Genomic DNA, 19150 nt, shown 5'->3' with positions numbered 1-19150 from the left:
GCTACGCTCGCCAGCATGGCGAGCCTCAGCACCGACACCCAGACCTACCGCGACAAGCTGCGCGCGTCGATCGACGCGCGCATGTCCCTCGTCGAGGGCCTCGCGGCCGCAGCCGCGAGCCGCGACGCCGCCCGCGTCGCACTTGACGCGGCCGAGGCGGACTACGCGCGCGAGTACCGCGGCGCGATCAGCGCCGGGTGGACCGAGCGCGAGCTGCGCGACGCCGGCCTCGCCGCGCCGACGGCCGCACGCGCCACCGGCACCCGCCGCGCCGGACGTTCGCGCGGCGCGAGCGCGACGCCGGCCGCCGTCCCGCAGGGCGGCACCGGCGAGGTGGGCGAGCCGCTCGCCTCCTGAGCCCCTCGCCCACCTGTGGACGGCCCGAGCTCCACCGCTTCGCGGCTCCGCCCGCCCACAGGTGGACGACGGGACCCACAGTGCGCCCGCACACAACCGCGACCGTCACCACGAGCTGAACGGTCACGCTCCGCAAGTCGCGGATGTGCACGGGCTTCCGGTCGCCGCACGCGGCGACCCGTTCGGACCAGTCGGGGGACCGGGAGCCGAACAACGAAAGGCAGCAGGAGGACCACCATGCCCATCAGCGACGAGGAGCGCGCGCAACGCGCCGCCGACGCCGCCCGCATCCGACACTCCAGCGAGATGGAGCGCGGCGGCACCGACCCCGCGGTCCGCGCCCTGCAGGACCGCTACGTCGCCGGCGAGATCACCGCCGACGAGCTCGCCTCGCTCACCCGCGACCTGGTCGTGCGGCAGGCCCACGAGTGACTCACCCGTGGCAGACCGGCGACGAGCGAGAGCGGTGGCACGGCTACCTCATGCCCGACGGCCGGACGCTGCGCAACCTCGTCGGTGCACGCACGCCGGCCGAGCTGCGCTACATCGAAAACGCTCTCGTCGAAGCCCGCGCGCTCGGGCTTCGCGAGCACGCGCTGCCGGCGACCTACGACCTCGACGGCCTGCGCTCGATCCACCGCCACCTGTTCCAGGACATCTACGCCTGGGCCGGCGACGTCCGCACCGTCGAGATCCGCAAGGGCGATGCGTTCTTCGCACGCGTGGACCGCATCGAGCCCGCGTTGCGCGACGTCGCTGACTTCCTCGCCGCCACCGACCACCTGCGCGACGTCGCGCCGGCCGACGTGCCCGGCACGCTCGCCGACGTCTACGCCGTCGTCAACCAGGCGCACCCGTTCCGCGAGGGCAACGGTCGCACCCAGCGCGAGTACCTGACCGCGCTCGCCCGCGAGTCCGGACACCACATCGACTGGCTCGCCGTCAGCGGCGACCAGAACGACTACGCCAGCCACGCCGCCCGCACCGGCGACCGCGCCCCGATGCGCGAGCTGTTCGAACGCGTCGTGTCACGCGCCGGCGCACGGGACTTCGACCCGCACGCCGCCGAGGCACTGCGCCTGGCGAACCTCAGCCGCATGCCGACTCAGCTCCGAGAGCGTCCGACGACCGTCGCGCGATCAGCGCCTTTGACACAGCCCGCGCCGGCGCTCGAGAGATGAGCGCGCTCACTCCGCCGGCAGAACGGTGTATCCGAAGTACACGTAGCCGTCGGACGCTCCGTCGAACCGATGGTGCGGGCGGTCCGCGTAGAGACGGATCGACACGTAGGTGGACTCGCCAACATCCTGCTCCGCCGCGGTCCAGGCGAATGTGACGTCCTCACCCTCGGACTCGTCCGAGAACGAGCGAGTGCCGAACGTCCAGCGGAGACGCGCGCCCTCAGGGTCGGTTGCTCGGCAGTTGAACGTCACCGTGTCTCCCACCCGGATCGTCGTTTCGGGCCCCGACCACTGCCCCGACCCCTGGCGCGTCGAACCGAATGAGTCGGTGACAGACTCCAGCGTCGGCCAGTACCGAGCGGCCTCGTTCATCTCGCTCCTGTAGATCGCGATCCGGTTCCTCAGGTACCCGCCGATCCCTGCAGCCAGGTGCTCCTCGAAGGGCAGCAGGGTTCGAGTGTGCGCGACAGCGTTCCGAATCGCGCCGAGTCGCTCCAGGTCACGCTCGAGGTGGCTGCGCTTGGGCCCGATCACTGCGCTGAACCCCTGATCCCAGTTGCGGTAGATCACCCGCGCCAGTTGGGTCAGCTCGGTGTAGTCGAGCAGGTCGCCCCCAGGCCTCACGCCTCGTCGACGGGCGCGGTCCTCGTCGCGTCGCTGCTCGATCCTCTGGACCGTCTCGGCGTCGAGCTGAGCCCCCCACCCGTCCCCAAGGATCAGGCGAACCAGGTCACGCAGCGCCACCTCAGTGCGTGCGATCTCGGTGTAGGCGTCGGGCATCTCAACGCTCCATCTCCGGTCGGCCCGGCGCGGCACCCGAACCGCGCCGGCCGCGCCCGCGGTCGGCAAGACGCGCCGCGTGCGCCGCGGCGACGTCCACCAGGGCGCCGTTGGACCCGCGCGCGAGCGCGGACTCCAGCTGCGGGGCCTGCGTGGGGTCGGCGACCCGGTACACCTCGAGCCGGCCCACCGCGGGGCACTGCTCGGCGAGAGCGCGAGCGACGCCCTCGCACACCGACTTGCCTGCGAGCTCGGGCGGGAACAGCGCGCGGGTGTACTCGCTGGGGACCCACCGGCCGCCGAGGCCGGTGGCGCGCTCGTCGGCGAGGAACTCGCGGGTGACGTTGCGCCACCGCTGCTCGACGCGGGCCGCGGAGATCTCGTAGGTCGTCTCGACGTCGACGACGCGCACGCGGTAGCCGGCCGCCTCGAGGTCGGCGGCGAGCGAGAGCGCCGCGCGCTCGCTCGACAGGACGGTGTCGACCACGATGTTCAGCCCGTCGGCGATCGCCTCCGCGCGCAGCTGGCGCGCCAGAAGCGAGGACTCCTCGTGCACGAGGGACGCCAGCTCGAGCGGCGCGAACCGTTCGCCGGCGGCCTCGAGCTCACGGACGCGGTCCGGGACGAGGAAGTCCCGGTACGACCCATCCTCGAGCGCGGTGCGCAGCAGCGCGTGCTTGAACTCGTCGGCGTCGACGACCAGCCACTCCCCCGACCGCTCACCCAGGATCGCCCGCTGCACGGTGGACTTGCCCGCCCCCGGTGGGCCGGCCAGCACGATGGCCTGCTTGTCGGCCAGCACGCCGGCGAAGCGTTCGCGGTGCGCGTCGACGAGGCGGTCGTGCAGCTCGCCGCGCGCACCGCGCGGCTGGTTCGGCGTCCGGAACCAGGCCGGGTTGTTCACCGTGGCGTTCGGCCCGTCAGCGGCCAGAGGCCCGCCCGGACGTGACAGCTCGCGGACCAGGTCGCGGTGCCGGGTGACGGTGAGGTCGTCGGGCCGGCTCAACGCTCCAGCTCGTCCTGACGGGCCAGCACCGCGTCGTAGGTCGCGGTGTCGAGCAGCCCGTCACGGCGCGCACGCACGACGTCCTCGAACGTGCCCGGGTCGTACGTCAGCCAGTCCACGCCGTCGCCGGCGTCGCGCGGCGTGTAGGGCCACCGGGCGAGCTCGTCGACGAGCACCTCGCGCGAGATCTCCCCCGCGGCGTACCGCTCGGCGATCTCGTACGGACTCCCGCCGTGGAACCCCTCGGGGACCGGCGGCGTCGAGGACGCCGCGCTCATCGACTTGCTGATGGCCGGCTGCGTGACACGCAGCTCGCGCGCGATCTCCGTCTGAGAGACCCCGAGCTCGCGAGCCTCGGCCAGGTCACGCAGGTAGTCCAGCTGCGCCAGGTGCACACGAAGCCGCGACCGGCGCGCCCGGTCGACCACCTCGCGGTGCGGAACCGTCGTGCTCATCTCGCCCACCTCCTATAACCAAGGTTATACCCGTTGGTCGTTGTCGCGCAGCGCTTCTCGTTCCCCCGTTCGCGACCCCCGCACATTTACCTGATGCGACGACTGACCCGCCGGAAGCGACCGGCACGGTGCGCCGCGATCGCCGATCGGCGGCGGTCAGAACTGGAGGAACGATGAGCACCCAGCGGCCGCGACGGAACCGGCACCACGACCACGACCTGATCCCCGACGGTCCCGAGCTGTGGTGGTGCGCCGACTGCTGGGTGCACGTGCGCCGGCCCCGGCCGATGTCGGCGCCGGCGCCTACGCTGCGCCGGTGATCATCCTCGAGGCCATGGCCGAGACACTCCCGCCGGACCACACCGGGGCCGACCCCGACCGGCGCACGCTCGAGCTCGAGGCACGGGGCGAGACGTACGAGGCCGCCCGGGCTGCGCTGGATGCGCAGGTCCCGGGCGGCCATCGTCTCGTGTGGCTGCGCAGCCGCTAGGCGGCCAGCCCTTGGGTCACCAGCGCACGGCGCCGCGGCGCCGGTCGCGGGTGCCGCGCGGGTGCGGCCGGACGGCCGGCACGCAGGCCGTCGCGGGGACGCGGACGACGCGCGCGCCGGACCGCTGAACCGGGCCGGCGGGCCGGCGGGTGGTGGTGGTTGTGGTCGACGTGTTCACAGGGCGTGCTCCTCGGGGTCGGCGGCGCGGTGATCGGTGACCTCGTGCCAGGGGGCGGTGTCGGTCCAGGCGCCGAGCTGGCTGGGGACGGTGACGGTCTTGGCGTTGGCGCGCACGACGGCGTACCAGCGGCCGCGGATCCGCACGCGGTCGCCTGGCGCGACGTTGTGCCGGCCGTAGTCGCGGGTGGCACCGACAGCGACCTGGTCGACGCGCACCGTGCGCCAGTGCTCGAGCTCCTGGGTCAGGACGGTGACCTGGTCGACGAGCGCGCGCCGCACGGCGCCCTGCGCAGGCGGGACGGCGGTCCCGTCGAGCGGGCTGGTGTGCCCGTCGAGCTCGCGCTGCAGGCGGCGCAGCTCGGCCTCCTGCCGGGCGATGCGCCGAGCGACCGTGCGCGGGCTGTACCTGCTGCCCGCGGCGGCCGCGGCGACGCCGGCGTGGGTGTTCGCCGCCGCGGCGGCCTGCTCGGCGGCGATCGCCGTGCGGGTCGCGGTCTCGGCCCGCTCGAGCGCGCGGCGGTGGCGACCCTCGGAGTGGTGCCCGACGAGGATCGGTTGCCCCAGAGGCGGCAGCTTCGCGTCCGCCTCGTCGCCGGCCGTCCACGCGGCCGCGGCGCGCACGTCGGCACGCTCGGCCCGCTCGGCGAGCGTGGCCGCGCGCTCCCCCATCCGTTCGAGCCGGTCGGCCTCCACGGTGGCGAACTCGCGGCGCCGGTCGTCGACGTCGACGTCGACCACGTGGCCGGCGCGCTCCAGGTCGACGCGGGTCGCCTCGATCAGCTCGCGGCGGGCATCCTTGTCCCGGGATCGGGGCACGTACCAGGTGCCCCGATCCCGCCACCAGCGCCAGCCGCGGGCCGTCAGGATGCCGGCCGTGCCGTCGCCCTTCGCGGTGCCGGCGATCAGGGTCCCGTCGGCGTGGCTGTGGGTGATGGTCAGCGCGCTCATGCCCGGACCTCCCCGCGGGCGTCCGCGACGATGACGTCCTGCCAGCACTGCCCGCATCCGACGCCGCCGACGACCTTGCGGGTGTCGCGGTGCGTGCAGGTCTCCCGCACGAGGCGGGCCATCGGGTGGGACTTCGTGAACCAGGCCGGGCGGGCCGGCGCCCTGGTGGCCACGGTTCCGGATCCGGTGGTGGCGGTCTGGCGTGCGAGCTCGACCGCCGCGGCGGCTGTCAGCGTGCCGCCTGCGACCATGTCCTGCACCTCGCTGGGCGTGTCCAGCAGCTGCAGCCGCTCGCGCACGGTGCTCAGCGACCGGCCGGTGCGCCGGGCGATGTCGGTGAACTTCACGCCGTCGGCACGCAGGTCGCGCATGACCTGGGCTTCCTCGAGCGGGGTGAGCCGCTCCCCCAGACCGGCGGCGAGGATCAGCAGCAGCTGGTCGGTGCGGGTGGCGGCCTTCGCGGCCACGCAGGGGACAGCCTGCCGGCCGGCGAGGTCGGCGGCCGCGTAGCGGCGCCGGCCGTCGATGATCGTGAGGCCGCCGCGCTGGCGAGGCGTGACGATCAGCGGCTGGAGGACCCCGTAGAGCTTGATCGACTCGGCGAGGTCCTCGATGCCGCGCAGCCGCGACGGCGGGTTGTCGGGGTTCGGGTACAGGGCGTTCATCGGCACCATGCGCGCGTTCATCGGATCACCTCGACCGCGCCGGTGCGGTGCAGCTGGCGGTGCCGAGCGGCGGCCTCCTCGACGTCGGTCTTCACGCTGTTCGCGTAGGTGTCGGTGCAGTGCGCGCACCACATCGCGTAGCGGCCCGCGTTGCCGGGGACGGGCTGGACGCGCACGCGCGGCCGCTCGACGATCCGCTCGAGGCGCGCCTTGGTCTCGACGTCCAGGTCCTCCCAGAGCGCGACACGCTCGACGTGCCACTCGGCTGCCTCGTGGCCTGAGGGGCGTAGGCACCTGCGCCGGGTGGAGCCGCAGGAGGGGCAGACCGGCCACGGGCCGGGTGCTGTGTGGGTGGTCATGGTGGTTCCCTTCATCGCAGTGCGGCGGCGAGGTTCGCCGCGCGCAGGTTGGTGAGCTGCTCGAGCAGCTGCTCGGTGGTGGCGGTGCTGTGCGCGTCGAGTGCGGCCAGGTGCGGCAGCACACCCAGGACGGCGCGGGCGTGGCGCAGCAGGCCCGGGTCCGGCAGGCCGGCACGCTGGGCCTGGTAGCTCTCGGCCGAGCTGCGGTACGGGTCGACGGGCTCGGGCCCCTTCCTCGCTCCGGAGCGCTCGGAGCGGATCCAGTCCTGGTGCGCGGCCTGTGCGGCGTCGACGTCGGCCGCGCGGTCCTGGATCCACTCCCAGATCGCCGTGAGGCGCTCGGGGCCGGCGACGGGGGCGCCGGGGCAGTTGAGGTCGTGGTCCCAGACGAGCGCCGCGAGGGCCGGCCTCAGGACGCGGCCGCCGAACGGCCACCACGGGGCGACCGTCCGCAGGGTCGCCGCATCCTGGGCCGACCACAGGGCCCGGTTGACGAGCAGGTCGACGACGTCGGCCTCGGCCGCCGCCTGCAGGTCGCTCATGCCCTGCTCGCGTTCGGCAGGTCGCGGGCGGCGGCAGCGATCCGGTCGGGCCGGTACCCGGACCAGTGCGTGTCGGCGTCGATCACGACGACCGGGGCCTGCAGGTGCCCGAGGCTCATCACGTAGTCGCGCGCGTCGGCGTCCTCGGTCAGGTCGACCAGCTCGTAGGTGACGCCGGCCTTGTCGAGCGCCCTGCAGGTCGCGGTGCACTGCGGGCAGCCCGGCTTGGAGTAGACGGTGGGCACCACGGTGGCCGGCTCGGCCTCAGCGAGGTGCGCGGTGTGCTGCGCGCCGATCTCGACGCGGCCGCTGTGGTCATACCGGTGGCCGCACCCGCACTCCCAGCGGTAGTCGGTGAAGGCGTTGAAGCGGCCCGTGCCGTCGACCTGGCCGCCGGCCCAGATCGGTTCGGGGCTGCACTGGCGGTTGGTGGTGGTGGTCATGGTGTCCTCCTGGTGTCTGCGAGCTGCGCGCCCGGTTGGTGATGGCTGGTGCTCGGTGCGGCTGGCCATCGCTTCGATAGCCGGAGGCCCATGTCGCAGAGCTGTGGGGGTCAAGGGCCCGTCAGACCAGGGCTTGGACCTTGGTGCGGAGCACCGTCCCCGACCGGCTACGTCAGGCGATCGGCCCTTGACGCCCGCGGCGGCGCGACAACGATCAACCGGCTCGGATCGATGGACCCCGCTGGTGACCCGCCCGCTGGCCGGACCACGGCCGGCCCTGATGCGTTCGTCGCCGGGGTGCGGGGCCGGGGCCCCGCGGTGGGGTGCGCCGCCCGCGGCGGCCGCCGGCCCACCGCACGCCCTGGGTGCTCTCGGTGAGCCCGTGCACGCCCTCGCCGGCGAGAAGGCGGGCCGCTGTGCTCGAGGTGAGGGGCGCGGGGGTGTGCGGGCGCCTGCTGGGTCCCGTCGTCCACCTGTGTGCGCCAGCGAGCCGCGCAGCGAGGGAGCTCGCGGCGTGCCCAGGTGGTCGAAGGGCCGCCCACACCCTGCCCAGTACGCGACCTACGGGCCGGGGTCCGGGGCGGGGCCCCGGGCGGGTGGCCGGCGCTCGATGCGCCCGGTCACCCGCGCACCGCCCGGAGACGGGCGGTGCACGGGCGCTGCGGTCAGTCCTCGCCGGGCAGCATGATGGTGAAGACTGGCTCGCCATGGTCGCCGGGGCCGATGTGCAGCACCAGGTCGGCGTGCCGCGGCTGCGTGGCGTGGGGCTGGTTCGGCACGCGCAGCACACGGAACGGCACGCGGTCGGTGTCGCTGGCCCGCTGGGCGTAGAAGCGGGCCATGGTGAGCACGTCCCAGAGGCGCCCGGACTCGTCTTGGTGGGCGCCGTGCTCGGCGTTCCATTCGACGGCGTCGCCCCAGGCGCCGGCGGTCAGCGCGACCGGGCAGCGGAAGCCGGCTTCGGCCGCGTCGGTGGTGACGTCGTGCAGGACGTCGTCGGCGATCGCCCGGGCGCGCGTGTAGACGTGGATCAGGGGGCCGAACAGGTCGGTCAGGTCGCACACCGGTGCGGCGCCGGGCGTGGCGCTGGTGAAGGTGCGCTGGGCGACCCATGCCGCGAGAGCGGTCACGTCGTCGGTGTCGAGCCGTTCGGCCGCGTCGCGGCCCTCGGCGTAGTCGCTCGGGTCGGTGTACCGGCACACGGTCCACTCGGCGTCGGCGAGACCGTCGGACACGACGATCAGGCCGGCGGCGGCCGGGACCTCGATGGCGAGGTACGTCGGCGTGTGCTGCACGCCTGCGGCGGTCAGCGCCCGGCATGCCCGGGTCAGCGGGTCGACGTCGATCTCGGCCGGGCCGGTGGGGTTCTGCATGGTGGGGCTCCTGTCTGTTCGGTGGCCCTGGGCGGGCCGGTGAGCGCCCCGTTCTTGGGGCCTCACCGGCGTCTGCTACCGGCCTGGGTGGGTCGCGATGGCCAGCAGCCCGGGCGCGAGCTCGCGCGCCTGGCCAGCACTGCGCGCCGTAGGCGCGGCCGGTCAGCGTCGCCGGGGTGCGGGGCCGGGGCCCCGTGGTGGTGTGCGGCGCTCGATGCGCCCGCACTCCGCCGGGGGGCTGGCCCCCTGGTGCCCGGCCGGGGGGAAGTCGGCCGGGCACGCGGGTGGTCAGGCGGCCGCGTCGACGTCGACGGGGCCGGTGGTGATGGCGTCGGCGATGGTGTGGGCGGCGCGCAGGACGTTCGCGGCGGTCGACCGGATGAGGTCGGTGTCGGCGTCAGCCCATCCGGCGACGTAGCCGATGGTGTAGGCGCCGGTGTCCAGGCCGAGCAGGCCGGCGACGACGTAGGCGACGGACTCGGCCTCGGTCTCGTAGGTGCCGCGGTGCTGCTGGTACTCCCCCGGCTCCAGGTCGCCGTGCAGGAGTGCGTGGGCCGCCTCGTGCAGGGCGGTCTTGGCGGCCTGCGCGGGCTCAAGGTCGGCGGCGATGACCACGCGCCGGCTCTCGTAGTGGGTGTACCCGCGCAGCCCGGTGGGCAGGGTCTCGTGCTCGACGGTCCAACCGTCGGCGGTGAGGTAGTCGCTCACGGCGGCGAAGACGCCGAGGTCGTCGGCACCGGTGAGGGTCTGGGTCAGGGCGGCGCCGTCGGCGGCGTCGGGGTCGACGGGGTCGGTCTGGGCGATGTCGAACACCGACAGGATGGGGAAGTAGACGCGGCGGCGCTGCCCGGTCTCGTCGGCCTCGGTGAGGTCCTCGGGGGCGTCGGTGTCGTCGGTGATCTTCTTGGTGGCGTACCCGAAGATCCGGATGGCCTTCTCTCCCTTGCGGACCTGGCGGCCGCGGGCCTGCCACTGGCGGAACCCGGCGACGCGGGTCGCGGCGGGGTACTGCGACCAGATGAGGATGAGGTTGTTCAGGGAGTAGCGGTGGAAGCCGCGGGTCAGGTCGAGGAACGCGCGCCACTGGTCGGTGTCGCGCAGGGTGTCGACCTTCTCGGCGATGCTGGCCTGCAGGGCGGCGGCCTGCTCGCGGCGCTGCTCGGCGGTCGTGGTGGTGGTGACCTTGCGGGTCATGGTCTGCCTCCCGGGGGTTCGAGTCGTTGGGCCGGTGAGCGCTGGGCTTGCCCGGCCTCACCGGCTCGCGCGAGGTGCCGCGCCGCCCGCGTCGGGGCCCCGCGCGGGGCCGGGCGGGTGTGTGGGATCGCATGCCGGCGCGCAGCGGCGGTGTGGGATCGCTCACGCCCGAACGGCATCGGGTGGGGTGCGGGCGGGGTGGTACCGGCCCTTGGTGAGCCGCGACGGCCACGAGCTCGCGCCGAGCTGCGCGCGGGTCGGGTGCTGCGCGCCGTAGGCGCGGCCGGTCAGCGTCGCCGGGGTGCGGGGCCGGGGCCCCGGGCGGGTGCCGGCGCTCGATGCGCCCGGCACCCGCGGCTGGCCCGGCCGGGACGGCCGGGCTGTGGTGGCCCGGCCGGGACGGCCGGGCTGTGGTGGCCCGGCCGTCGCGGTGGTGGTTACTCGTTCCAGCCGTCGTACAGCTCGCAGGCGCGGCCGTGGCGGCCGGCGCCGTCGGGCATGCACGTGCACTCCTGGTCGTCCTGGGTCGCGGCGACGGTCAGCGGGTCGTGGGCGGCCTGCATGAGGGCGGTGACGGCGTCGCTGAGGCCGTCCACGCGGTGCTCGGTGTACGGCTCGATGTGGTCTGCGTCGTCGTAGGCGCGCACGAGGAACGTCGGGGTGGGCCGCGGCGGCACGTCGACGGCGACGGTGTAGCGGGGGCGACCGGAAGGCCAGTTCCAGCGGGCCTGCGCCTGCTGCTCGGCGGTGGCGCGGACCTGCCCGCCGGCCAGACCCCGGGCGTCGGCGTTGCGGGCGATCTGGGAGCCCCACCACGCAGCGACGTTCTCCGCACAGCGGGCCTGGACCCAGTTCACCGCGGCGGCCAGCGAGACGAAGCGGTGCACCTGGGAGTCCTCGACGTCGACCGACCCGGCCCACTGGTCGGCGGTGTACTCCACGACCTGGGTCGTCTCGCCGTCCTGGGTCAGGCCCAGGACGCCGTCGCCGGGCAGGTGGACGGTGGCGACCATGGTCATGCCGCCGGTCTGCTCGATGGTGACCGCGATGCCGCGCACCGCGAGGGCGGTGGTGATGGCGGTGATGCCCTGGGTGTCGGCGGCCTGCTGGCAGTCGGTGTCGTAGGTGGTGGTCATGGTGTCCTCCTGGTTGGTCGGCCGGTGAGCGCCCGGTTCCTCCGGGCCTCACCGGTAGGCGCGAGGTATCGGGCCCCGGCCAGGGGTCCCCGCGCGGGGCCGGAGGGTTGTGACGTGGCGCATGCCGAGCGCAGCGAGGTGTGGGGCAGGTCAGGGCCCGCAGGCATCGGGTGGGGTGCCGGGGTCTGATACCGGCCGAGGCGGGCCGCGATGGCCACCAGCTCGAGCGCGAGCTCGCGCGCCCGATCAGCACTGCGCGCCGTAGGCGCGGCCGGTCAGCGTCGCCGGGGTGCGGGGCCGGGGCCCCGTGGCGGGTGCCGGCGCTCGATGCGCCCGGCACCCGCCGCACGCCGGCGCCGGTTCGGGCCTCGCGCCGGGGTCGTGGCCAGTAGGTTCGCGGGTGGGCCGCTTCACCCTGCGGTCGCGGTCCACCCCCTGGCCCCGGCCCTGGCTGCTTCGTTCAGCCAGGGCCGGGGTGGTGTGGGTGCTAGTCCTGGTCCTCGTACTCGGCCAGGTCGAGGGCGTCGGTCGCCCCGTCGGCGTCCTCGGTGTCGGGCTCGTCGTCGCTGCCCGGTTCGGCCTCGGCGGCGGGCTGGGTCTCGTCCGGCTCTCCGGTGGGGGCCTCGCCGGTGGGGGTCTCGTCGGTGGGGGTCTCGTCGGGCTGGGTGCGGCCGTGGATGGCCTCGCGCTCGACGTCGGCCAGGGTGTAGCCCCAGGACTCGATGGCGGTGAGGTACCGGGCGACGTGCGCGACCGGGGACCGCCACGTGTGGTCGTCGGTGGCGTCCTCGATGGCGGCCAGGGCCACGGTCAGGGCGATGATCTGCTGCCGCCCGGGGGCGGCGGCGTCGAGCGCGTCGCTGATGGACTGCCGCCCGCTGTAGTGGTCGGCGTGGATGCCGAGCAGGTCGCGGGCCATCTTGTGCCCCTCGCGGGCGGCTCGGACCAGGTCGTCGCCGCGGTGGGTGATGACGTACCCGAGCATCGCGGCCGCGCCCTTGGGGGCGGACTTGCGGGCGGCGAACGTGGCCAGCCACTCGCGCCGGACGGTGGTCGCGGACCGCCAGGCCTTGTTGCCGTCGATCACGCGGCGGCGCTCGGCCTTCTGCTCGGCGGTCATGCCGCCGTCGGTGGCGGCGACGGGCAGGTCGTAGGACGGCACCTTGTGGCCGTGGGCGGGGAAGTCGGTGCACACGTAGTAGGTCACCGGGTCATCGGACCAGCCCCGGGTGCCGACGTAGGCGGCGTGCCCGGGGCACGCGGTGTGCTCGGCCGGGGCGATCGGGGTGCGCCCGTCGTCCTGGCGGAGCCGGGACAACTCGCGGACCTGCGGGTCGTCGTAGCCGGGTGCGGCGTCCAGGACGGTGATGCCGGTGGCGGTCAGGTCCTCGATAATCCGGGCACGCTCGCGCGCGGTCGCGAGGTCGTCGCGCTCCGCCTGCGCCTCGTGGGCCAGGCCGTCGGGGTCGTTCAGCGCGACCTCGGTGAGGCGGGCGACGATCTCGGGGTGGTCCTCGAAGGCCGCGATGGTCGCAGCCTGGTCGATGGTGAGCCCGGCGGCCAGCACCTCGCGGGCGCGGTCGCTCTTCGCGACGCGCAGGGCGGTGGTGACCTCACGCTTGGTACGCCCGAGGCGTCCGGCGATCTGCCCGGCGCTCATGCCGAACTCGAGCGCCATCTGCTCGTAGCCCGCGACGCGCTCGGCCTCGGTGAAGTCCTTGCGCTGGTCGTTCTCGATGATCTGCTGGACCAGGCGCTCCGCGCCGGGTCCGGCGTCGATGATGCGAGCGGGGATGGTGGGCGCGTTGGCGGCGACCGCGCCGAGGGTGCGGCGCTTGCCCGCGCGCACGTGCAGCGCGCCGTCGCCGTGGCGGACCACGAGGATCGGCATGAGCACGCCGTGCTGGCGGATCGAGCCGACGAATCCGGGGGTCAGGTCCACGGACGCGTCGTCGCGGACGTTGGTCTCGATGATCAGGGCGCGCGGGTCGAGGTGCGCGAACTCGGTGCCCGGGGTGACGTCCTGGGTGAGGTCGTGGTGCTCGCTGTGGGCGATGACGGTGAGCGTGCCGTCGTGGTTGGTGGTGGCGATGGTGCTGCCCTTCGTCATGGTGTGCCTCTCGCTTGGTGGTGGCCGTGCCCGGTTGGGTCGGCCGGTGAGCGCCGGGCTTGCCCGGCCTCACCGGCAGGCGCGAGGTATCAGGCCGGGAGCTTCGGGGCCCCGCGCGAGGGTGGGCGGGTGTGACGTCGCGCATGCCCGAGCGCAGCGAGGGCGTGGGCTACGTCATGCCCGAGCGGCATCGGGTGGGGGGCGGAGGTCTGATACCGGCCGGGATGGGCCGCGTGGTCGACCGGGTGGGGGCCCTGCTGGGCGCTGGTGGGGGCAGTGCGCCGTAGGCGCTCGCCTGACACCGCGGCGCACGGAGTGCGCCGCGGTGGGCTGTGCGCACCCGGGGCATGGGCTGCGGGTGGTGAGGCGAGCAGCTAGGAGCCCCGCGGGCGACTCGCTGCGAGGGACGCTCGGGGCGGCAGGCGCGACGTCGCGTCGATCACTCACCAGGTGCCGGTCTACGGCCGCGCCGTCGCGGGAAGACTGGATCGCCGACTTATCGAACCGCTCGCAAATATTCGATCAGAGGTTATTTACCCCTAGAACTAGTCCCACATATCTCTCAAGAGACTTAACATGCTAGGAGTCTTGAGAGATATATGGGACTACCGGTCACAACTGACCGGTAGTCATATTTATATGTGCGAAGTGCTCATAACTTAGTTGTCCTGCATAATCGTCCCGGCGGGCGTTTGCCCTGGTCAGAGGCTTGCGGCTGCGGTGGGACCGCACCTTGCGTCCTCGGCCGGCGCCCTGCGAGTCAGGCGCCGGTCGGCCTCGGCGAACTTCGCTGGAGGAAATCGCCCAGATCAGTTGCCAAGAACAGCCTCGGACCTCTACGGTGAACGACGAAGGCCACGGCGGATCCGGGGCTTTCATCGGACCCGTCGTGGCGATTCGAAGTGCTTGGTAGGCGCCTCGATCGTACTGCCATCCCGCCTGGGAGCGGTAGAGCCGGTGGGACGGTCGAGGAGAGGAGCTGGGCATGACCGCGATGGTCACCTGGAGGGGCTGAGCGGCCCTAGGCCGCTCGTGGTTGACGAGGGGGCCACCCGCAGGGTGGCCCCCTCGTCGCTCCCGGGTGCGGTCGGCCGCCGGCGTGTCCGGGGCACGGTCGCGGCCTGGGCGGCCGGCGCCCCCAGGGGCGCCGGCAGGGGCCGGCCCGCGGCCGGCCCCTGAGGGTCGGCGCGGGTCAGCGCACCGGGTGGGTTGGCGCCTCGCGCGTCAGCGCGTCCGCATGGGCTCGTCGGGGCGGCCAGCGGCCGACCGGGAGAGTTGTGGCGCGTAGCGCCGCCGGTGGGCGGGGCGCGTGGTCACGATCGCGTCCGGTTTGGGTCGTTGGTGTTGTCCACAGATCGCGGGTCGGGGGTGGTGCGTGGGCGGCGTCGTGGGTCAGAGTGAGTTGCCATGGACGTACACGCGCAGGTGGTGGAGCTGCTGAGCACGACTGGGGTTCTGGACTCTCGGTGGAGGGACCCGGAGCTTCGGGTGCCGCTGGATCGCGATGACGCGGTGGCGGTCGCGGATCTCCTGGCACGTGAGGGGATCCTTGGCGAGAGGTGGCCTCCGCTGGCGGACTCGCGCGCGTAGGGCAACCCGGGTCGGGGTGACCCCCCGATCAGGTCGACCAGAGCGCCCGGGACGCGCCGTCGCACCCCCGAGATCCCGCATCGCGCTGCTCCGCTGGAGCAGAAGGTCCCCGCGCTTCTCCAGGGGGGCGGCCGCGCGCTCGAGGCGCGCCCGGCTGCTTCGGCGATAAACCGCGCGGAGAGGTCTTTGTCGTCGGTTTATCGAGGGAGCGTGTCGTGAAGAGGGAGCGGACGTATCTGCCCCCCAATCCGGGAGGCTCTTGCGGCGCTGGGTGCGCTGATCGCGGCCGCGCGGCGTGAGCTCGGGTGGACCGCGACTGACCTTGCGGGGCGTCTCGGTGTGCAGCCGGCGGTTGTCTCCCGCATTGAGAAGGGCGTGCCGGGTACCGCGGTCGGGACGGTCCTGGAGGCCGCGGTCGTCTGCGGGGTCCCGCAAGGTCTCCAAGTCGGAGAACCGGCCTTCGACGACTACGGACGCGCCGGGTTCGTCTAGGTGTGGGCCTCGGCGGTGACACGCCGGTGGACCTCGCACAGACCGTCGCGGGCGGGGTGTCGCGCATCGCGGCCGCTGTCCCACTACTGAACCACCGACCCCGTGCCGGCGGCGTGCACCACGACGTCGACCGCCCATCCCGGTGTCGGTGGTATGCGCTGAGCGACCGGAGACGAGTTTCTCGACACGCTCGCGCGCGAATGGGCCCAGGTCCTGGTGCGCGTTCGGGTGATCGGCCTTCGATTGATGACGGGACCCGCGTGGTTGCCAGAATGCGACGTGGTCCGTCGCTTACACCTCGGAGCCGGCCGATAGCGGACTCAGTAATCGAACGGGTTGGGTAACTGGTCGACCTCAAGCCTCACGCCGGTCGGTAGGTATCGGCAGACCTCGCTGAAGAGATCGGCGATGCCTGCGTGCCTGAGCTCACCCTCGAGTTCGGCCAGCAACGGGATCAAGTACGCGACGTCGCGTGCGGCGTACGTCACCTGCTCCTCGCTCAGCCGCTCCGCGCCCCAGTCGCTCGTTCGGACGGCTCCCTTCTCCATTTCGACATCGAGGTATCGCTCGACCAGAGAAGAAAGGCTGTGCTCCTTGCGGGGCGCTTGCGGGTACAGCAACTTGTGCGCCGTCTTCGTGCACCGCACGTTGCGGACAACCGCTCCCCATGTCTTGTACAGAAAGCGCAGATCGAACGGTGCGAAGTGGAACACCTTTGTGACACGGTCGTCCCGAAGGACGCGAATGAGGTTCTGGGGAGCTTCGGCCCCGGGGCGGATCAGGATCGATCCTGTCCGCAGCGAGTGAACCTGGCACAACTGCAGCGAGTCGTCGGCCCAGTCGAGGCCGGACGTCTCGGTGTCGACCGCGATGATGGGCGAGCTCAGGAGGAGCTCGGCTAGTTCGAGCGAGAGGTCGCCAGCGCAGATGACGCTGGAGTTTCCAGTTGGCTGCGGCACGCAGGGTCACCCCTCGGTGACAGCAGGGTCCCAGGCGTGGCCGGGATCGAAACGGAACTCGTCGTCAACGGACGCTTCGAGCGCCACGACCAGACGCAGGTGAGGTGGCGCGTCCGGTCCGTTTACCCGAAGCACTCGCACGTGAGCCGCGTCGCCCAGGCGCCCGACGGCGGCGGTCAGCACCTCCGGTACGTATCCGACTGGAACGTCGTTCGCGGTGATGAGGATAGCATCCGGGGAGGCGGGATTGCCTGGCTCCGGAAGCAGACCGAGCACCGACCCAGCCTGCAGATCAGCAAGAGCGGACTCCTGCTGTGCCCCGCTTACCGTGATCGGCCCGGCAGCCACGTGAAGTTCTTTTTGCGAAACCCAGCGCACCCCGTGGGCGAGGAAGGTCGCAGTGGCGACTCCAGCGTCAACGCAGGGCATAGGTAGGAACTGCAGAGTGTCACCTTCTCGGACACCACCGGAGCGAACGATCTGCTCCCAAGGGCTCGATTCGTTCGGGGTCAGACCCAGACGGGACAGGTATCGCTCGTAGCCAGGCCGCGACGGATCCATTACCCGCTGAGCGAATAGAGGAAAGAGAAAGTCCGAGCGATAGAAGCGAGATGTGTCCCGCAACCCGGGAAGCGGCCGGAAATCCACCACCTCAGCCGACCGACGGGTGTAGCAGAACTTGTAAACATCACCATCGAAAGAAAGCCGACCGACGGCGTCGATTGCACGGCTCTCGGGGTTCTGCCAGAGCACCAGCAGGTCTCGACGCGACAGCGTCCGGGCGGGCTGCGTCAGCACCTCAGATGCGGTGATCGAGCTCATCGCGCAGCCTCCTCAGGTTCATGTCGAGCAACTTCGTAGCCATCGTACGGGCGGGGTCCGACAACGCATCGCAGGCCGCATCCATCACCGCTGCGCACACGTCGCTCAGGTCGAGCTCCATCACCCGATCGCGCCAGTAGGCCTGCGCAGTGGGAGTCGCGAGCGACAGGCCGTGGGCAGCGGCCGCGACCAGCGTGATCGGCTTTGTGTCCTTGCTGTGCTCGAACCGGTGCGCCGTACCCTTCACGGCGAACCGCTCGAGTGCTCCGGGGTCGGCTGCCTTGGCACGGCGGGCGTCATCAGTGAGGTTGTAGCCGAGGCCGGAACCGTGATCGAAGGACGGCGCGAGCATCGTGGGCTCATCGCCCGCAAGAGCCGGTTCGAGCACCGCCCAGTTCTGCTCGTGCCGGTCTCGGTTCGCGATGAGCGCGTCCAAGCACAGGTATCCGGCGAAGGTATCGTAACCGTCGAGCCCCGCGAGGTGCTCGGCACCAGGCGGCTTGGAGACGCCGCGTAGCGAGTCCCGGATCTTCTCCAGGCTGTGCCCTGGGCGCTTCACCGACTCCCCCGACCTCCTGGGGCGGTACTCCTCGAGGCCGAGCTGGTCGGGCACCCAGATCAGGCCCTCACGGATGTCGTACCGCTTGGGGATCACGGTCCGCGAGATCGAGCCCTCACCTCGGGGGCCGCAGCACAGCCGGACTTCCGCACATGGCACGCCCAGCACCGCGGAGACCATCGTGGCGATCAGTTCCGCCCAGTCCTCCCCGTCGCGCCTGCCGTCGTCCTGTACGCCGGCGGCCTTGTAGAGCCAGCGGATCCTGTTTGGGTCGCGTAGCCACACGGCGTCTTCCGAGGACTGGGTCTCGTCGGTGAGAACGTCCCAGCCGGAGCAGTCGACCCGCTCCCACCAATCGAAGTTCACGCTGCTCCCGATGCTCGACCCTGCCCCTGATCTGCACGCTCGACGGCAATCTAGACGGTCGGCGGGGATGCCGGGTGGGAGGTTCCCCCGTGCGGCGGGTATCGGCGGCGCGTCGGTCCGCGCTTGCCCGCGCTCAAGCGGACCGGCCGCGGGTCGCCCGGCCTGCTCGAGCGGGGCGGCTAACTCCGGCCAGGCGTGGAGCGCCTGAAGCCGGAGTCGCGGGCTCGTCGATGCCGAGACCCAGCGGCCGTCTCCCGTGGGTTCGCCCGGCCCGGCGGCGCGCGTCTCTAGTGCGCCCCGTTTGCGACCGCATCTCGGACCACCGCCCAGGTTCATCTGCTCGGCGCTGAAATGGCCGCGTGACGCCGGTCCGAAGGGTAGCGGTGGAAGCCGCGGGTCAGGTCGAGGAACGCCCGCCACTGTTCGGTGTTCCTCAGGGTGTCGACCTTCACGACGATGCTGGCCTGCAGGGCGGCGGCCCGCCCGCGGCGGCGCTCGGCGGTCGTAGTGTGGTGGAGATCTTGCGGGTCATGGCGGTCCTCGTCGCCTCGGGCGGGGTGGTACCGACCCCTGGTGGGCCGTGACGGCCGCCGAGCTCGGCGCCGAGCTGCGCCGGGGATCGGGCTAGGCGCCGGGCGGCGTCGTGGGTGTTGGCGGACAGTTCGAACACCACGACGACGCACTGCTTGGCGCCGGTGGCGGTGGCCAGCCCGAAAGGCGTCGGGCGGGTGCGGCGTCCGGGCGTCGGCGGCGGCCTCGCGCTTCGCCTCACCGATCGCGGCGGCCGCGGCGCGGGGGCTGGTCTCCGTCCGCTGTACGTAGGGCTCGGTGTGCTCGTGGTGGGGGCATGCAGACGGCGAAGCACACCGGCGAACTCATCGAATGTCCACCGCGCCGGGCAGAGCCCTGGGGCCTCTCAGCGGACGAGGACTCAACAGGCCGACCAGCTTCGTGGGGCCGTCACGCGCAGCACGGTGCAAGGGTCGGCGTTGAACCTGTAGCACCGTCGTGGGTCGCACGTCTTGCCGTCGAGGCTCTTGTGGACGGCGTTGAACGCCCGGATCCGGTGTGCCTTGGCGATCGGCAGGCCCTCGTTTGGTCAAGGGGTGATGCGTGATTGGTCAGTCTCCCGGATCGCCCCGA

The 19150-nt window shown here is 72.6% G+C and carries 21 protein-coding genes; 6 read left to right on the top strand and 15 right to left on the bottom strand.

Features of this window, described 5'->3' with window-relative positions:
- The first annotated feature begins 15 nt into the window (after positions 1 to 15).
- From P9841_RS12725 to P9841_RS12715, 3 genes are all read left to right on the top strand, one after another.
- Positions 16 to 357: a hypothetical protein gene (locus P9841_RS12725; protein ID WP_283319039.1), complete on the top strand. Its 342-nt coding sequence runs from the start codon at positions 16 to 18 to the stop codon at positions 355 to 357.
- 237 nt (positions 358 to 594) lie between these two features.
- The gene (locus tag P9841_RS12720) at positions 595 to 789 is read left to right on the top strand and encodes an antitoxin VbhA family protein (RefSeq protein WP_283319038.1); all 195 of its coding nucleotides are present in this window, start codon (positions 595 to 597) and stop codon (positions 787 to 789) included.
- Positions 790 to 839: 50 nt separating this feature from the next.
- Positions 840 to 1538: a Fic/DOC family protein gene (locus tag P9841_RS12715; protein WP_283319037.1), complete on the top strand. Its 699-nt coding sequence runs from the start codon at positions 840 to 842 to the stop codon at positions 1536 to 1538.
- A gap of 6 nt (positions 1539 to 1544) precedes the next feature.
- Here P9841_RS12715 and P9841_RS12710 read toward each other — a convergent pair whose 3' ends face one another.
- Genes P9841_RS12710 through P9841_RS12700 form a run of 3 tightly spaced genes read right to left on the bottom strand, consistent with a single transcriptional unit; the run spans position 1545 to position 3779 of the window.
- Positions 1545 to 2318 carry a hypothetical protein gene (locus P9841_RS12710; protein WP_283319036.1) on the bottom strand — a complete coding sequence of 258 codons (774 nt, stop codon included), beginning with the start codon at positions 2316 to 2318 and terminating at the stop codon, positions 1545 to 1547.
- A 1-nt stretch (position 2319) separates the two neighbouring features.
- Entirely contained in the window at positions 2320 to 3324 is a 1005-nt protein-coding gene (locus P9841_RS12705; RefSeq protein WP_283319035.1) for a zeta toxin family protein, read from the bottom strand.
- The gene (locus tag P9841_RS12700) at positions 3321 to 3779 is read right to left on the bottom strand and encodes a hypothetical protein (RefSeq protein ID WP_283319034.1); all 459 of its coding nucleotides are present in this window, start codon (positions 3777 to 3779) and stop codon (positions 3321 to 3323) included. Before P9841_RS12700 ends, P9841_RS12705 begins: the two co-directional genes overlap by 4 nt.
- 173 nt (positions 3780 to 3952) lie before the next feature.
- Here P9841_RS12700 and P9841_RS12695 point away from each other — a divergent pair, with 173 nt between their 5' ends.
- On the top strand, positions 3953 to 4099 hold the full coding sequence (locus P9841_RS12695) for a hypothetical protein (RefSeq protein WP_283319033.1): 147 nt from the start codon (positions 3953 to 3955) through the stop codon (positions 4097 to 4099).
- Positions 4096 to 4269 carry a hypothetical protein gene (locus P9841_RS12690; protein ID WP_283319032.1) on the top strand — a complete coding sequence of 58 codons (174 nt, stop codon included), beginning with the start codon at positions 4096 to 4098 and terminating at the stop codon, positions 4267 to 4269. Before P9841_RS12695 ends, P9841_RS12690 begins: the two co-directional genes overlap by 4 nt.
- A gap of 174 nt (positions 4270 to 4443) precedes the next feature.
- On the opposite strand, the gene P9841_RS12685 is transcribed toward P9841_RS12690, so the two are convergent.
- From P9841_RS12685 to P9841_RS12645, 9 genes are all read right to left on the bottom strand, one after another.
- The gene (locus P9841_RS12685) at positions 4444 to 5397 is read right to left on the bottom strand and encodes a DUF3560 domain-containing protein (RefSeq protein WP_283319031.1); all 954 of its coding nucleotides are present in this window, start codon (positions 5395 to 5397) and stop codon (positions 4444 to 4446) included.
- Positions 5394 to 6083, bottom strand: coding sequence for a ParB/RepB/Spo0J family partition protein (locus P9841_RS12680; RefSeq protein ID WP_283319030.1), 690 nt, complete (start codon positions 6081 to 6083; stop codon positions 5394 to 5396). Before P9841_RS12680 ends, P9841_RS12685 begins: the two co-directional genes overlap by 4 nt.
- Complete coding sequence (locus tag P9841_RS12675) at positions 6080 to 6421, bottom strand: hypothetical protein (protein WP_283319029.1); 342 nt, start codon at positions 6419 to 6421, stop codon at positions 6080 to 6082. The genes P9841_RS12680 and P9841_RS12675 overlap by 4 nt, the downstream gene beginning before the upstream one ends.
- Positions 6422 to 6432: 11 nt before the next feature.
- The gene (locus P9841_RS12670; protein ID WP_283319028.1) at positions 6433 to 6963 is read right to left on the bottom strand and encodes a hypothetical protein; all 531 of its coding nucleotides are present in this window, start codon (positions 6961 to 6963) and stop codon (positions 6433 to 6435) included.
- Positions 6960 to 7211 carry a glutaredoxin-like protein NrdH gene (nrdH, locus tag P9841_RS12665; RefSeq protein WP_283321947.1) on the bottom strand — a complete coding sequence of 84 codons (252 nt, stop codon included), beginning with the start codon at positions 7209 to 7211 and terminating at the stop codon, positions 6960 to 6962. Before nrdH ends, P9841_RS12670 begins: the two co-directional genes overlap by 4 nt.
- A gap of 860 nt (positions 7212 to 8071) precedes the next feature.
- Positions 8072 to 8779, bottom strand: a complete 708-nt coding sequence (locus tag P9841_RS12660; protein WP_283319027.1) for a DUF6573 family protein — start codon at positions 8777 to 8779, stop codon at positions 8072 to 8074.
- Between the two features lie 288 nt (positions 8780 to 9067).
- Positions 9068 to 9973, bottom strand: coding sequence for an ArdC-like ssDNA-binding domain-containing protein (locus P9841_RS12655; protein WP_283319026.1), 906 nt, complete (start codon positions 9971 to 9973; stop codon positions 9068 to 9070).
- Between the two features lie 437 nt (positions 9974 to 10410).
- Positions 10411 to 11109 carry a hypothetical protein gene (locus tag P9841_RS12650; RefSeq protein WP_283319025.1) on the bottom strand — a complete coding sequence of 233 codons (699 nt, stop codon included), beginning with the start codon at positions 11107 to 11109 and terminating at the stop codon, positions 10411 to 10413.
- Between the two features lie 487 nt (positions 11110 to 11596).
- Positions 11597 to 13219, bottom strand: a complete 1623-nt coding sequence (locus P9841_RS12645) for a ParB/RepB/Spo0J family partition protein (RefSeq protein WP_283319024.1) — start codon at positions 13217 to 13219, stop codon at positions 11597 to 11599.
- 1824 nt (positions 13220 to 15043) lie between these two features.
- Between P9841_RS12645 and P9841_RS19180 the strand changes: the two genes are divergently transcribed.
- Complete coding sequence (locus P9841_RS19180) at positions 15044 to 15301, top strand: helix-turn-helix domain-containing protein (RefSeq protein WP_502848911.1); 258 nt, start codon at positions 15044 to 15046, stop codon at positions 15299 to 15301.
- A 320-nt stretch (positions 15302 to 15621) separates the two neighbouring features.
- Here the strand turns inward: P9841_RS19180 and P9841_RS12640 are convergent, their stop codons facing one another.
- The 3 genes from P9841_RS12640 to P9841_RS12630 are packed head-to-tail and all read right to left on the bottom strand — an operon-like array spanning position 15622 to position 18007.
- Positions 15622 to 16260 carry a ribonuclease D gene (locus tag P9841_RS12640; RefSeq protein ID WP_283319023.1) on the bottom strand — a complete coding sequence of 213 codons (639 nt, stop codon included), beginning with the start codon at positions 16258 to 16260 and terminating at the stop codon, positions 15622 to 15624.
- Between the two features lie 6 nt (positions 16261 to 16266).
- The gene (locus tag P9841_RS12635; RefSeq protein WP_283319022.1) at positions 16267 to 17082 is read right to left on the bottom strand and encodes an HIRAN domain-containing protein; all 816 of its coding nucleotides are present in this window, start codon (positions 17080 to 17082) and stop codon (positions 16267 to 16269) included.
- A complete protein-coding gene (locus tag P9841_RS12630) occupies positions 17060 to 18007 on the bottom strand; it encodes a hypothetical protein (RefSeq protein WP_283319021.1) in 948 nt (315 codons plus the stop codon). The genes P9841_RS12635 and P9841_RS12630 overlap by 23 nt, the downstream gene beginning before the upstream one ends.
- Positions 18008 to 19150 lie beyond the last annotated feature (1143 nt).

The organism is Cellulomonas sp. ES6 (assembly GCF_030053835.1).
Taxonomy (GTDB): Bacteria; Actinomycetota; Actinomycetes; order Actinomycetales; family Cellulomonadaceae; genus Cellulomonas.
Note: the sequence above shows the minus strand (reverse complement) of the source record. Positions and strands in the feature narration are given on the sequence as shown.